General features: G+C 38.8%; 9 protein-coding genes. 7 read left to right on the top strand and 2 right to left on the bottom strand.

Going from position 1 to position 15,299, the window contains the following annotated elements; translation table 11 throughout:
* The first annotated feature begins 224 nt into the window (after positions 1–224).
* The 4 genes from GYX26_RS08260 to GYX26_RS08245 all read left to right on the top strand — a co-directional run bounded on the left by GYX26_RS08260 (position 225) and on the right by GYX26_RS08245 (position 10,157).
* The gene (locus GYX26_RS08260) at positions 225–473 is read left to right on the top strand and encodes a hypothetical protein (protein WP_174828855.1); all 249 of its coding nucleotides are present in this window, start codon (positions 225–227) and stop codon (positions 471–473) included.
* 951 nt (positions 474–1,424) lie between these two features.
* Entirely contained in the window at positions 1,425–1,565 is a 141-nt protein-coding gene (locus GYX26_RS08255) for a hypothetical protein (protein ID WP_174828854.1), read from the top strand.
* Positions 1,566–2,738: 1,173 nt separating this feature from the next.
* Positions 2,739–6,110, top strand: a complete 3,372-nt coding sequence (locus GYX26_RS08250; protein WP_174828853.1) for a PilC/PilY family type IV pilus protein — start codon at positions 2,739–2,741, stop codon at positions 6,108–6,110.
* 612 nt (positions 6,111–6,722) lie between these two features.
* On the top strand, positions 6,723–10,157 hold the full coding sequence (locus GYX26_RS08245; RefSeq protein WP_174828852.1) for a PilC/PilY family type IV pilus protein: 3,435 nt from the start codon (positions 6,723–6,725) through the stop codon (positions 10,155–10,157).
* 83 nt (positions 10,158–10,240) lie between these two features.
* On the opposite strand, the gene ribA is transcribed toward GYX26_RS08245, so the two are convergent.
* Positions 10,241–10,864 (bottom strand): GTP cyclohydrolase II, encoded by a 624-nt coding sequence (ribA, locus tag GYX26_RS08240; protein ID WP_100091326.1) that lies wholly within the window; start codon positions 10,862–10,864, stop codon positions 10,241–10,243.
* A gap of 5 nt (positions 10,865–10,869) precedes the next feature.
* Positions 10,870–11,574, bottom strand: a complete 705-nt coding sequence (locus tag GYX26_RS08235) for a hypothetical protein (protein WP_174828851.1) — start codon at positions 11,572–11,574, stop codon at positions 10,870–10,872.
* Positions 11,575–11,978: 404 nt separating this feature from the next.
* On the opposite strand from GYX26_RS08235, the gene GYX26_RS08230 reads away from it, so the two are divergent.
* The 3 genes from GYX26_RS08230 to GYX26_RS08220 all read left to right on the top strand — a co-directional run bounded on the left by GYX26_RS08230 (position 11,979) and on the right by GYX26_RS08220 (position 15,193).
* Positions 11,979–12,161, top strand: coding sequence for a hypothetical protein (locus tag GYX26_RS08230; protein ID WP_100137119.1), 183 nt, complete (start codon positions 11,979–11,981; stop codon positions 12,159–12,161).
* A gap of 348 nt (positions 12,162–12,509) precedes the next feature.
* On the top strand, positions 12,510–13,070 hold the full coding sequence (locus GYX26_RS08225; protein ID WP_174828850.1) for a DUF4303 domain-containing protein: 561 nt from the start codon (positions 12,510–12,512) through the stop codon (positions 13,068–13,070).
* An 809-nt stretch (positions 13,071–13,879) separates the two neighbouring features.
* Complete coding sequence (locus GYX26_RS08220; RefSeq protein ID WP_100091322.1) at positions 13,880–15,193, top strand: SLC13 family permease; 1,314 nt, start codon at positions 13,880–13,882, stop codon at positions 15,191–15,193.
* The last annotated feature ends 106 nt before the right edge of the window (positions 15,194–15,299 follow it).

Below are 15,299 nucleotides of genomic sequence, written 5' to 3'. Positions count from 1 at the left end.
CGCCATGATGTCTATTGTGATTGCGACTCCTTGAATAACAAATTTAAACTGAACTTCATTGCGCATAATCACAATGCTAACAACCATTGCGTCTGAAATACTACACAGACAGCCTTAACCACTTCAACCTTGGTGACTACATCTATCAAAGATTCTTACAACTCAACCGGCAAATCTATTAAAGCCTTAGCAATCAGAACAAATACCGATAATTCAGGCCAGCCATGGAATGCAATTTATCCGCTAACCAACGCTTTCGCCAAACCGCGCAAACATTCACTATTGGCTTGAACTTAGGCCAGCGCAATACCGATAAAACAAACATAGTTATCCCCCATCTGCAAATTGGCGCAATATCAAACAGTGTATACAATGAAAAAAACGACTCCAAAGATCGTTTGTCAATGCCAATCCCCGCAATGAAATCATCCGTACCTTTGGCAAAATATTTAAAACCATCAAAGTTAAAATAACCGTAACAGCCATTCAAACTATAGCTATAGCCATTTCCAATACCAGCATAGGTAATTTGTCAATTATCGCCAAACAGAAACCGGTTTATGGGAGTAGCCAGATTTGAGATTTGCATTGACTATAGATAAAACCAATAGCAATTACTCTTGCCCGATGCGGCCTTCCCACAATAACCGACTACTGCTACTCAATGAAGGTAAAAATGCCTGCCTGTACAATGAGAACGTCCGCAGCTTTAATAGCAACACGCTCAAAATCAGTAACAACAATAAAAATCGTGCTGAGTGGTGCATCAGCCTGCTTGTCTGGCTAAACCGTTTACATATCGATGCCACAGTCCTGAAAAATACTCCTATCCTCCAACCTGCTGAAAGATTTTGGCAATATCCACAATCAGGAAGACATTATCAATAATACCATTCTCACTGCCGGCAATATCGAAAATTATCGCCAGCAGTACCTGATTGCATTAGCCAATGCTGACATGGTTTTCGTTTTCTGCTCCAGCAACAATACCAATTATCTCTATGATTTTTAAATTTAATTACATAGCCATCGCAAGACAAAGTAATGATAATTCCAATTTGGTCGCCTTCACTACCATAAAACTTTGACCTGTAAAACTTATGGCGCCAATAACATCTGTCCTCACCACCTCCTGCTAAATGGCAGCATAAACATATAGCAAACTGAAGACAGCAATAACTTTCCGCAACAGATATTTATGCTTCCCACACTCGTACAGACCAGAGGTGGTGCATTTACCAGGAATACCAGTGGATATAATGTCATTACTGACAGAGCCGTAGTGGCTGAAAACAATGCAGTTGTAGAGCCGGCATAAAAATGTCTTCTCATTTTAGACACTTAGCTGTAAAAATAATCAGCTTGGCAACACTATCGGCATTCCTGCCATTGCCCGTATACCAGTTAAAGCCAATGCAGGTGCCTTGGTTACATCAATAACTGATTATATTCGTCAGACTGCATTTATCTGTATTGGCTATTACCGCTTCCTTTCACTGGCACAGCATATTACCGCAGACCATCGCCAGAATCTGCATTGTATACTTATGATATTCCCGGCATAGACGTAGGCACCACAGTCTATATCGTAGCAGAATGTAAAAAGATGAACCGATTACCAAACTGATTGCACCAAATAGCACTGCCAACCTTTAACCCTATAGTAATTGCGATAAATAATAATGGCATAACCAATATCGTATATGCCGGCAATTACATGATTAATCTGTACTACTTTGGTTTGCATGTATCAAATTCTGAGAATTGGAAAGTGCATAAAATTTTTATCTTTGATGCATCAACCACAGCAGTGCCAGATGCATTTCTGACAAAAGGCATAGCAAGTTCTAATATTAGCAGCATTCACCATAACTAAAGCTTATACCCAACTGCAATAGTCACTTTTGCTATTAGCAGCACTATCTATCAGACTGATCTGAAAATAAAGACGGCAAACCGTATGCGCAATCGATAATGATTTAAATCAGCAAAGGAAGTTTTTTACAAAAGTTGTTACCTAAAACAGCCACTACCGCCAGCTAAACAATAAACCGTTTAATTCCTTTAAGCCTCGAGGCTGGTTCTTCAAATTACAAACAATTCTGGAAAGTACATCTTCATCATATTTGTTATTACTGCTACTGATAAAGAAAAAACAACCGTTCGCGTGTCATACTGCCCCATCAGATTTAACGGCTGCTCCTCATAAAAAATTAAAACAGATTATTAAAATTAACTAATAAATAAACTGGCTGAGACTAATCAGCTATTCGTTTTCATTAATTTACATATAACCAAAAATTAATCTGCCTGCCTTTATCTCAATAATTATAATTTTATAAAAAACAATATATCAAAAAGAACAAAAGAATAATTTAATCGAAAAATCATTATGTTAAATAAATTATTCTCATATATTACATAAATTTATAAATGTATGGTTTCTTATAAATACAATTTTGTATTCTAAATACATTAAAGTTCTTCTATTTTGGCTATAATTAATAATAAATACAAATATTTAAATCCAGATTGAAGCTATTATTCATTTAAAGAGAAATATAAATAAAACATAAATCACCATTACATAATTTTAAATTATCATTATTCAAACAGGATAACATCTTATTTAACATATATAAAATAGTATATAATCATGATAATTTATGTATAACACATTAATAGCACATTATTTTAATCAATTTGCCATATTTACCTATGCTGGAAAGTAATTTACTATGAGCACTTTAAATATAAACAATAAAAAAAGCAGATTTCGAAAAGGGAAAAAATTTCTATTTATTGCAGTAGCAGGAGCTTTAAGTACCCAGGCACTGGCAGAAGCTAATATATTTGCCGATATCCCGCTACATTTGCAAAACTCATCTACGGTTACTACTGCTTACAGTATCAAACCTAATATTACCTTATTAATTGATTCCTCAGCCAGTATGAATGAAAAACTTCAGGGGGATTCAATTAAATGCCGAAGCCGTACATCCATTAGAAAGAATGCGCAGGGAACAACCTCAGCATGGTCTCCATGGAGTGAATACCAGTATGGATTTCAGGAAACACCTGCCAACACCGATGATATTCAATACAGATGTCGGCAATTCAAAAAAATCGATGGAGTAAAAGATGTTTTGCTGAATATTCTGGCCAAATACCGTAATGATATGTATTTTGCCTTCCGTCCCCTACTTGGTACCAATGACCGCTATAATACCTTTTATGATACTTCAGATCCTGCACAATATAATGAATTGACTACACACATCAAAGATCTTGTAACTGGCGGCGGTACACCAACTACACAGCAGATAGCAGTTGTAGCCAGAAATCTGGTGATGAACAAATTACAGTATCGCTGTCAGAAATCATATATTGTTCTGCTTTCAGACGGTGAGGCTGATAACACCGTTGCCAGATCAGATACCATAATGGATGGTTATTTTGATAGCGGATGGAAAACCAATCAGGAAAGATATGATTTCTTTAATCGTGGCGGCAATTATCGGACTGAACACAAGCCCCATCGTCTGGAACATTACACCAAAATATTAAAGGAAAAAAGTTTCGGGCCTTATATTTACGATAATAAATATTACTATTCTGATGGTAGTACAATTTATACCACTGTTCACAAACGCACTACCGATAATGCAGGGCAACCGTGGGATGGTCCAGATCCCCTGAATGACAATAAACCGTTCAAGCAAACGGCTGAAACATTTACTATTGGCGTGGGTCTGGGTCAGAAAACCAATGCAGTAGGACAAATTGCCATTACATATCTGGAAAACGGAGCCATGCCGTCTGGTAATTTCTTTAATGCCAATTCCCAAAAAGAAATTGTGGGTGCTTTTGAAGAAATCTTTAAGTCAATTAAAGGCGAGTCCGAAACTAACACCACCACCACTACTGCGACTGCACCAACTGTGGCCATATCCCAATCAGAACGGGGCAAAATATCAATTACAGCCATGGTTGAATCTGGCTCATGGAGTAGTAAAATCTGTATTCGCGAAATAAAAGATAAAACCAATAACCCATGCAGCGCGCAGCCATCATTTGATAACCGCCAACTATTATTAAACGATGGCACCCATACCTATTTGTACTCAGGTAGTCTGACCGGTTTGAACAATGATACATTTAAGATAGGCAATAATGGTAAAAATCAGTCGGAATGGGTAAATGGTTTACTGGCCTGGCTTAGCCGCTCCAAACCGGATAATGCCATCAAAACTGATAACTTTGTGCTCGACTACCGTAATCGTACTATCTTAGCCGATGGAAAACTTGATGAAACCAGAAGAAATATCGGCGACATCATTGATAATCCAATCATCACCGCAGGTGATCATGATGAGAGTAGCGGCTTGCAAAAATACATGGTTACCTCAGCCAATGATGGTATGGTGTATGTTTTCCGTGCTACTAATAACACACAGCATCCTTACGATTTGAAATTTAACTTCATGCCGATGGGGATTGAACGCCAAAGCAACGATGGTTCTGATCTGGTTGCCCATTATTATAAAGACCTTACCAATAAAGATTATGGTAAAAACAGCCAGCATCCGCATCGCTTCCTTCTGAATGGAGGAATGGTGGTACAGCAAACTGAACAGGGTAAAGATAAAAATGGAGATGATCTTCCGCAACAAACATTTATGCTATCAACAATGGGGCAAGCAGGACGCGGTGCGTTTGCAATCAATATCGGTGGCAATGACCTGCTTTCCCGCCGGGCAATTGCTATAGATAATATGGGCAGCTTCGGTTGGTATCATGATGTACCCCTGTTTCAGACGCCTACTGGACAAAACAATTACTTTGGATTTACTGTGGGAGCACCTGCCATTGCAAGGCTAAGGGTAAATGAAGAGCCCAATGCTTCCACTATTTCCGTAGAGAACCACATCCGTGAAGCTGCATTTATCAGTAATGGCTATAACTATTCTTCCATGCTGGCCAGCAATAATGCAGCCAGCCCCTCCTCAGAGTCTGCACTTTATATTTACGATATTCTTGGTGTGGATGTCGGTACGGATGGCTACAGAAAAACTGGCTTCAAAAAAGGTGAACTGATTGCCAAGCTTGCACCGGTACAGGATCCTGATTCAGATAAATATACTGGTGGACTTTCCAGCCCCACAGTAATTGATATTGATGGCGATGATGTCGCAGATATAGTTTATGCTGCTGATTATAGTGGTAACTTATACCGTTTTGACCTGAGATCACCTAATCCTAATAAATGGACTGTACATAAAATATTTTCCGCCGGTGCACCCATCACTTCAGCACCTGGTGTTATTCTGGTTAACAATACACAGGATAATAATTCAGATAGCAATAACAATAATAGCACTCAGAATAATCTAACTGCCATTATTACCTTTGGTACCGGCAGTGATATTTATCAGTCTGATTTATCAAGTAAAGAGCAACAGGCCGTATATGGTATCTATGACAACCTGAATGACAGAGTACCGACTGAAGTTTCAAAACAGTCTCTGCTGAAACAGGAATTAAGCACCAGTGGCAACTATCGCCAACTTTCTGAAAACGAGTTCAACCCCAAGGTTAACCGGGGCTGGTATTTCAATCTGGAAAGCGGCACAGGTGAACGTGTGGTAACCAAACCTATTACTATTACCTATGGCGGCGTTGTCTTTTCCCGAAAATATAAAACCTCAAAAGACGACAAATTGCCCGATCCTTGCCAGGAAACTGAACGCAAAGAGGAAAGCGAAGTTTACAGTAGTGTAATACAGTATAATATTAAAACAGGCGCAAGACTGAAAAAATCTGATCCGCATTTTAATTTAGACTCAACGCTTCCGATTGGTGCAGTGAAAACCATTAAAGGACTATATAATTTCACGATAGCTGGTGCCAATCGATATGATATAGGTGGTAGTAGGACACAACTTCCACTAGTACCTCCTGGAGAACGCAAGCTACCAGAAGAATGCACTCGAGCACCAGTAGAAGGTATTGATACAGAGGGTAATGTGATTACAGTTAATGTACCTAAATGTCCAATCAGATTCAAGCGTTTATCATGGCGGGAAATTAAAACAGGCTATACTAGCTAACTCCAATTTATGAAATCAACGGCTAGTTAATACTAGCCGTTTTATATTTGGTTTCTGTTATGCAAAACCAGAATTATCTAAAAATCACTTATTTTGTGGTAATTCAGATGATGAATTTAGAAGAAATATTTTTACAAATATGCAACACCATAACTAAAACAATCATTGATTCAGATAATATTTTTATGGCCAGTTAATTAAAATCTTTAAAAAATTTTCAATCAAATATTATAATTTAATAAATAAACAATTATTTATTAAATAGCAATTGTCATATATATATACTATTGACAAATATTTTATAATTTCATTATTTTAAAAGAAATATTATAACAAACAGATTATCTACAACAGAATAATCTTAAATTAAATTTATTCCATAAGTAATTTATAATTTTAACAATTAAATTCCAAATAAATTAATTTTATTTAATAACTCATTCGGGTAAACAATATTTTACATTAAAAGCTTAATTTTTTATTTGAATAAATATAAATTTAGGAGTAATAATAAAAAAGAACATTTAAAGGTTATATGTATTTTATATAAACCAATATTGTTGTTACACTTAAAGTGATGAGTAACTAACATGCAAGTGGAGAGTAACTAACATGCGCCGCAAATATAAATTTACAAAAAATAACAAATTTAAAAGACAGAAAATACTGTTTTCAGCGGTTATTGCTGCGCTGAGTACTTTTCCTGCCTTGCCAGCATTGGCACAAGCCAATATATTTGCCGATATTCCTCTGCATTTACAAAACTCATCTACGATTACTAAAGCTTATAGTGTCAAACCCAATGTTACCTTTTTCATCGACGATTCAGCCAGTATGAGGGAAAGACTTAAATCAGGACATATATACAGGTGTAGGCATCGTACATCCATAAGAAAAAATGCGCGAGGAAGAACCGTAGCTTGGTCTCCATGGAGTGAATATCGTGGGTATGAAAGCCGGCCAACCAATACCGATGATATCCGTTATTATTGCCGGCCATACCGAAAAATTGATGGGGTAAAAGATGTTTTGCTGGATATTGTCGCAAACCATCATGATAATATGTATTTTGCTTTCCACCCACTGCATAGCGGTGGCGTTGATCCACGTTATAATACTTTTTATGATACTTCCGATTCTGCCGAATACGGTAAATTGACTGATCTCATTAAAAATATGCCAACTCACGGCACTACACCAACAACACGGCAATTTCCGACTTTGGCCAGAAATTTAGTAATGAATAAATTACAATATCGCTGTCAGAAATCTTATATCATTTTGCTTTCTGATGGTGAAGCTAAAAGATTTTATTATGCCCGAAAACCTGATGATGGATATTTTGATTTTGATGAAAAAATGAGAAACAGCGATGAAAGACGTAAATTCTTTCGTGACGAGGATCAATACACGCCCTATCGTCTGCAGTACTACACCAAAACATTAAACGAAAAAAGTTTCGGGCCTTATATTTACGCTGGAAATTATTATAACGATAATGCTAGTGATGTTATTAATGTTCCAAAACGCCCTACCGATAAGGCAGGGAAAGCATGGAATGCTCCTAACCCTTTGAATGGCGGCAAGCCGTTTGAGCAAACGGCTGAAACATTTACTATTGGGGCGGGTTTAGGCGAAAAAAACAGCAAGTTAGGTAAGTTAGCTATTCCATATCTGGAAAACGGAGCCCAGCCAGGCCCAAATGCCGGTCATTTCTTTAACACCAACACTCAAAAAGAAATTGAGGAAGCCTTTAAAAAAATCTTCGAATCAATTAAAGGATCCGCCGAAACCTCTACAACAAATACTACTGCTACTGCGCCAACCGTAGCTGTATCTCGCTCCGATCAGAGCAACTTATCAATTACAGCCATGATTGAATCCGGCTCATGGAGTACTAAACTCTGTATTCGCCCTATAAAAGATAAAGCTGATGAGAAAAACAACAACAAATGCGTAGAGCCCTCATTTAATAACCGCCAGCTATTATTGCATGATGGTACTAAAACCTATCTGTATTCAGGAAGTCTGGCAGGCTTAAATAATGATACATTTAAGATAAGTAATAATGGCAAAAATCAGTTAGAATGGGTAAATGGGTTACTGACTTGGCTTAGCCGCGCCAAACCGGATGACGCCATCAAAAACGATGACTTTGTGCTTGACTACCGTCAACGTGGCACCTCACCCATGCCCGGATTTGGTGAAACCCGAAATATGGGCGACATCATTGATAATCCAATCATCACTGCGGGTAATAAGGATGAGGGAAGTAACCTTCTGAAATACATGATTACTTCAGCCAATGATGGCATGGTATATGTTTTCCGCGCTACCAATGATAAAACGCATTTTTACGATTTAAAATTTAACTTCATGCCTATGGGGATTGAACGCCAAAGCAATGATGGCTCTGACTTGGTTGCTCACTATTATAAATACCTTACCGATAATAACTATGGCAAAAACAGTGAGCATCCGCATCGTTTCCTTCTAAATGGAGGAATGGTAGCACAGCAAACTGAACAGAGTAATGATAAAGAGGGAAAACCGCGTCCGCAACAAACATTTATGCTATCAACCATGGGGCAGGCCGGGCGTGGCGCATTTGCAATCAATATCGGCGGCAAGGATCTGGTTTCCCGTCAGCCAATTGCCGTAGATAATATGGGCAGCTCTGGCTGGTATAATGACGTATCCCTATTCCAGACACCTACCGGACAAAACAATTACTTTGGATTTACCGTGGGTACGCCTGCTATAGCAAGGCTACGAGTAAATGAAGAGCTCGGCGCCTCTGCCACTGCTGTAGAAAACCATATCCGTGAAGCTGCGTTTATCGGTAATGGCTATAATTATTCTTCTACGCTGGGTAGCGATAATGCGGGTTCCCTGTCTTCAGAGTCTGCACTTTATATTTACGATATTCTTGGTGTGGATGTCGGTACGGATGGCTACAGGAAAACTGGCTTCAGAAAAGGTGATCTGATTGCCAAGCTTGCTTTGGTGCCGGAGCTGAATTCATCTGATAAAGACGAATCAGAAGAAGCAGACGAATCAAATAAACGTACTGGTGGACTTTCTGGCCCGACAGTAATTGATATTAATGGCGATGGTGTCGCAGATGTGGCTTATGCTGGTGATTATGGTGGTAATCTATACCGTTTTGACCTGAGATCACCTGATCCTGCTGACTGGACTGTGCACAAAATATTTTCAGCCGGCGCACCCATCACTTCGGCACCAGGTGTCACGATGGTTAAAAAGACACAGAACAATAATTCAAATAATAACGATCCTTTGAGCAATTGGGATGTCATTATTACTTTCGGTACCGGCAGTGATATTTATCAGTCTGATTTAACAAGTAAAGAGCAACAGACCGTATATGGTATCTATGACGACCTGACTAACAAAAATCCGACCGAGATTTCAAAAAGCACTCTGCTGCAACAAGAATTAACTGCTAGTGGTGGCTATCGGCAACTTTCGGAAAAACCGTTTAACCCAAGACAACACAAGGGCTGGTATTTCAATCTGGAAAGTGGTACAGGTGAGCGCGTAGTAACCAAACCTATTACAATTGCCTATACTGGGGTTGTTTTTTCCCGAAAATATGAAGTCAAAAAAGATGATGATTTGGTCGATCCTTGTGACTCAACTGAACGCAAACAGGAAAGCAAAGTTTACAGTAGCGTAATACAGTACAATGTTAAAACGGGCGCAAGACTGAAAAAAACTGATCCGCATATTAGTTGGACGAACATCCCGTTTGATGTCGTACTGACTATCGAGGGACTATATAGTGCCACAGCATCTGATGGTTCTAACGTAATAGGTACTGGTGTCAGTCCATATGATATAGGCGGTAATGGAACACAGTCTCCATTGATACGATCATCTATCCCACCGGATGCATGCACTCGAGGATCACTAGAAGTTACTGATACAGATGGCAATAAAACTTCGGTTGTTAATGTACCTAGATGCCCGATCAAGTTCAAACGGTTGTCATGGAGAGAAGTTAACACAGGCTATACCAGCTAAATTCAACTCTTGAAACAAACGGCTAGTTAATACTAGCCGTTTGTTTTGGGTATAATTAAAAAAATAAGCTTTTAGTCTGGACTTTAATTAGCAAAATGTCCCAGTTTTTCCATTTTAGTGTGCAGATAATGCTGGTTTTCAGGATTCTGGCCAACATGTAAGGGCACACGATTGACTACATTGATACCGAGTGCTTTGAGTGTGGTTACTTTCTGCGGATTATTGGTCATTAGCTGGATTGACTGTACGCCAAGATAGTCGAGCATGTCTTTGGCCAGCGCAAAATCGCGTGCATCTACCGGCAGGCCTAAAGCCAGATTGGCTTCAACTGTATCCAGTCCTTCATCCTGAAGCTTGTAGGCACGGATTTTATTCAGTAAGCCAATGCCGCGGCCTTCCTGACGTAAATAAACAATCACACCACGTCCTGCCTGCTGCACAGCTTTCATAGCAGCTTCAAGCTGCGGCCCACAATCGCAACGCTTGGAAAATAAGGCATCGCCGGTAAGACATTCAGAATGAATTCGTCCAAGTACAGCTTCACCACTAGCAATATCACCTACGGTAAGTGCTACGTGCTCCTGCCGGTTGCGCACATCTTCAAATCCATACATGGTAAATTCACCCCACTGCGTTGGTAAACGGCAGGAAGCAATAAAACGCACTGGGCTATGGTCTTTAATTTGGTTTTGATGTGTTGTTGTCATGATATTTATCCCTTGATGAGTGCTGTACTGGCGTTATGCAGATTTTGCAGCAACGGTGTGATAACAATGGCCATAGCTATCCAGTCGATTAGTTCGGCTTCAGTGATGGCATTATCGTGCTGATGAGTAGTATACAGCACACCCAATATCTGCCCCTGCTCGCTGGTTACGGGGACGGCTAGCTGGGAAGCACCAACCTGTTCACCGACCAAGCTGCCATCTGCCAGCCATTGCTGCACGTTATTTACCTGATTCAGCCAGCCGGTTGTTGCCGTTCGGGCAAATAAATACTGCTGTACCTGTTGCTGTCCACATTCAATTCTCGCCGGCAATTTGCTGCCCTGAGCCAGTAATCGATATAACTGCCCTGCTTCATCATCTGATTCGTATAAATATAAAGCAAAGGTATCGTTATGATAGCGGCTTGCGATTGAATCTAAAGCGAGATACATCTGTCGCAATGTATATGCACTGTTATTATTGACAGTAAACAGATCAGTCGGCTGTAGCTGATGCAGTACTGCTGTATTTAAGCCAAATTTTTGTGCCAGACTGAATCCGTTTTCTTCATACCATAAGACAGACATATCGATTTCAGCCTGTGCCAGCTCCAATACAGACTGTACAGCCAGCATGGCCATCCGTACTTCTTCTGCTGATATTTTTAATCCTTGCGTTTGCAGGTAATCACGCACCTGAGCGCATGCCATACTTTTCCTTACTTTTTTCTTTGCAAGCGATTATTGTAACCGAAAATCACCCGGATACCGGATAACAAGCTACAAGGGTAATTAAAAACTGCTTTATTATTTATCATTGCCTTTTCTGGTGATGAAAATCAGCAGGCAAAATTAAATCATTTCTATCAGTTATTTATAAATGATTATTTTTGTTGCCGATAAAGGAATTATTTGCTTATTAATGGCTGGCTGAGTCAATATATTCTGCTGATAACCGGCAGTGTCTGAAGATACTGTGACTCACTTTAAACCATAGTAGCTGTTAATTTAATTCTGGCAAGTTAAATTAAGGTTAAGTGCTTGTATTATTTAAAATTACAATCAATAATAAACCTACCGTAGCTTCACGGCAGATATTGTACAAGGAGTGGTATATGAGCAATCTGAAACCCGGTGATAATTCTGGCACTAATGGCGGAATTTATCAGGAAGTCGATCAGCATGGTCATGGTGTGGAAAATTATGTTACGCTTAAAGACCATGAAAAAGCACCTCCTACCCAGCATGCAGGTAATAGCTGGAAACTGAAGAACAGAACGCCAGACAGTAAGCATTGATTGTTTTTGTTGAAAGCTATCTGGTTGTTTGTAATACATGCTGTTAAAAGATAATTTGTTATTCTGGTAACTACTGCACAATAACAGGCAACCGGATAGCCCTGTTTGTTATTAAACATATTAACGCTGTATTAGTACTATAAACTATTTGTTACCATTGGCTGCTTTTTAATTAATAATATTCCACTTTCTTTTATACTTTTGATTTTATGTCAATTCTAAACCAATATACCAATTAGTATTTTAAATATGATATCTTATTAATGAAGTGAGGGATTATTGTAATCACTTTAATGATTGCTTAGAAATTGATTATATATTATTAATTAATAAAAATAGTATTCCAAAATGAGAGAGAATAATTATTTGGTCAGCTACAACCATAAGATAAGTAAAAAAATTCTTGATTTTTCTATTAACGGGGTTGAGCAATTTCTAATACAACACCCTGAGTTAAGATTTTACGCTTTTGCTTTTGATTGTAACGTTGAATACGGTGAAATTAATTTATGCTTTAATACTGAACATGCTTTTTCTAAAGTATTAAACAGATATCAAAACGGGGATTTTGCTGAGAATTACAGAACAACAGAGGCGATTTATCAACTCAGATACAATACTGGTGATTGGGAATATCAATGTTTTGATACGTTATACGTTTTTAGTGAGGAAGAACTAGAAAACTATTTTAATAAACTTTATCCTAATGATGTTGATGACGATTATGGTGCATGGAAAGCTTTCGTCAATAGTTTGCTTGATTTATTCACGAAGCAACTGGTTGAATTTTCAAAAACAGATATTTTTAAAAAAATTCCTAAAACGAATGATTTTAAATTTTTTTGTATAGACCACGATGAAGATATTGAAGAAGCCTTACAGCGCATGAATTTAGTTTTACCTGATTAATATTTTTACCTACTTCATGGCGTAAAGTATATTTATATCAATACTGGTTTTTAGCGGTACGATAGTGCTATATCCAAGTTACAGGTGCCAGATGAAAGCCTGCTCAGCATGACTACTAACCAGCTAATTCTGTTATCTTTTCTATCTGAATAATGTGAAATCGTCTGCTATCAGGCTGATTAGCCAGATAAGGCCGAAGATTTTTATGATTTTGGATCACTGGGCATTTATCGCTGCTTATGGCGGAATGTCTTCTAGTGTTGTTGCTGAGCGTGATAACTCTGGTTGGTATAGCGAGTGTGCTGGTGGCTTGTTATGCCGCTGAGTAGCAAGCTGCGATTTACGGGCACCAATTTGATAATTGCTTTTTAACCTTCCCGATTATTCCGGGCACAGCTATGCTTATCGGCAATGATGTGGAGAGTTTGTGCTAATCGCTGCATTTAACAATTTTATACATATATTGTTTATGTGTATAAGCATTAATAATTTTGATAAGCACATTCTGTTTTCTCCGGAAACAAAATATCATTAAATAAAATTTTTTCTTTTATTTTATATAAACATATATCCTATACTTTATTTCACCGCCATACTTCAACAGTAGCATTCATCATAACAAATATGTCAATTTAGTTAATTTTTGTTTGTTAAAATCCAGTAAATACGCTATAAATGATAAGTTAAGAATCCACTGAACTATAAGGAAAGAGAGTATCACTTAATTCAAAATAAACATAAATTCTGTTTGATTATTTTACGATTTTCAGCGTAATTTTTTTCAGAACGATAACAAATCAGGACTATCTATGAACTTACTACAAGTATTATCGCTCGTATTATTGGTTGTGATTTTGATTCTGGCTGTCTGGCGACATGTCAATATAGGTTTGCTGGGGTTTAGTGCTACAGCAGTGTTGGTTATGGCATCTGCTAAAATTGCAGATAGTTCCGCTACAGGGATGGTACTGAGCAGTAAGGAGGTTCTGCATCATTTTCCCGGTGCTATTGTCACGCTGTTAATCGGAGTATCTTTATTATTTGCCCATCTGGAAAAAAGCGGCGGTCTGAGCTGGTTTACAGATAAGGTCTACGCCAAAATGGGGCACTATACTCATGTTGTGCCGTGGATTGGCTATTTTATAGGATTTGCTATTTCAACAGCCGGCGCCTTTTCTACTGCTTCGATTACGTTGCTGGTGCCAGTAATTGCGGCTTTAGGCAGAAAACATCCCCGACTGTTTTTTATCTGTGAAATGGCGGCAATCATTGGTGCCAATACGGGTGCACTGTCGCCGATTAATCCTACCGGTCAGGTAATTCTCGATGCGGCTAAAAAAGCACAGGTGGAGTATAACCCGTGGCTGGTGTGGCTGCTGGGTACAGTAATCAGTATTCTGTTTGTCATTGCTTTACAGATTGTGTTTCATGAAAAAAGAGTGGTTGATGCAGATAATACTGACAAGCCTGTAAAGGGTTTTCTGCTGCTTAAACCAATCAAGCAGGAAACCTGTGATACTCATCAGTTACAACCATTTTATGCAATATGCTCTACGATTGCCGTATTGATTTTTCTGCTACTGGTGGTATTTGCTAAAGCCAATGTCGGCCTGACTGCCTTGACGCTGGCTGTGGTATTGATGCTGTTTTTCCCCAAAAACAGTAAGGATTTTGTGAAAAAAATTCCCTGGAATGCAGTGGTGGTTATCAGCGGCTTGCTGGTTCTCATTGGTACCATGATGCAGATAAATACCATGGATGCAGTTGAACATGGGCTGTTAAGTCTGACCAGCAGTAAAATCGCCCTGCTGTTTATGCTTGCTTACCTGACTACGTTCCTGAGTAATGTAGAGTCTTCTACCTTGGGCGTAATCAGCCTGATGATTCCGATGGTATTCACCATTTTTGGCGAATCTCCGCAAATTTCACTGATTATAATGGCCTGCGCCGCTCCGGCTATGCTCAGTGTGGTTAATCCGATTCATATTGCCGGTACGCTGGTAGTAAGTGTTACGGATGAAAAGCAGCAGGAGACAATGTTTAAACGTTTGCTGATTGTTGCCTTTTCTACAGTGCCAATTTTGCCGGGTTTGGCCATGATTGTGCCTGCGCTGATGATGTAATCATCATGCAATGTCAACGCTCTGCCTGTACGCAGAGCGTTTTATTTTCTGTGCGTCACTGAATCTGGCTGGCCTAATGATTCTGTTTTTCTGTCAATAGCCAGCT

Source organism: Snodgrassella sp. ESL0253, from assembly GCF_013344965.1.
In the GTDB taxonomy this organism is placed as follows: domain Bacteria; phylum Pseudomonadota; class Gammaproteobacteria; order Burkholderiales; family Neisseriaceae; genus Snodgrassella; species Snodgrassella alvi_B.
This window is presented reverse-complemented; position numbering and strand designations above follow the sequence as displayed.

What these genes read in the sequence shown, in the direction of transcription:
- GYX26_RS08260 (WP_174828855.1), top strand. Translation starts at nt 225, where the DNA reads ATGGAATGCAATTTATCCGCTAACCAACGCTTTCGCCAAACCGCGCAA.
- GYX26_RS08225 (WP_174828850.1), top strand. Translation starts at nt 12,510, where the DNA reads ATGAGAGAGAATAATTATTTGGTCAGCTACAACCATAAGATAAGTAAA.
- GYX26_RS08235 (WP_174828851.1), bottom strand. Translation starts at nt 11,574, where the DNA reads ATGGCATGCGCTCAGGTGCGTGATTACCTGCAAACGCAAGGATTAAAA.
- ribA (WP_100091326.1), bottom strand. Translation starts at nt 10,864, where the DNA reads ATGACAACAACACATCAAAACCAAATTAAAGACCATAGCCCAGTGCGT.
- GYX26_RS08245 (WP_174828852.1), top strand. Translation starts at nt 6,723, where the DNA reads ATGCGCCGCAAATATAAATTTACAAAAAATAACAAATTTAAAAGACAG.
- GYX26_RS08250 (WP_174828853.1), top strand. Translation starts at nt 2,739, where the DNA reads ATGAGCACTTTAAATATAAACAATAAAAAAAGCAGATTTCGAAAAGGG.
- GYX26_RS08230 (WP_100137119.1), top strand. Translation starts at nt 11,979, where the DNA reads ATGAGCAATCTGAAACCCGGTGATAATTCTGGCACTAATGGCGGAATT.
- GYX26_RS08220 (WP_100091322.1), top strand. Translation starts at nt 13,880, where the DNA reads ATGAACTTACTACAAGTATTATCGCTCGTATTATTGGTTGTGATTTTG.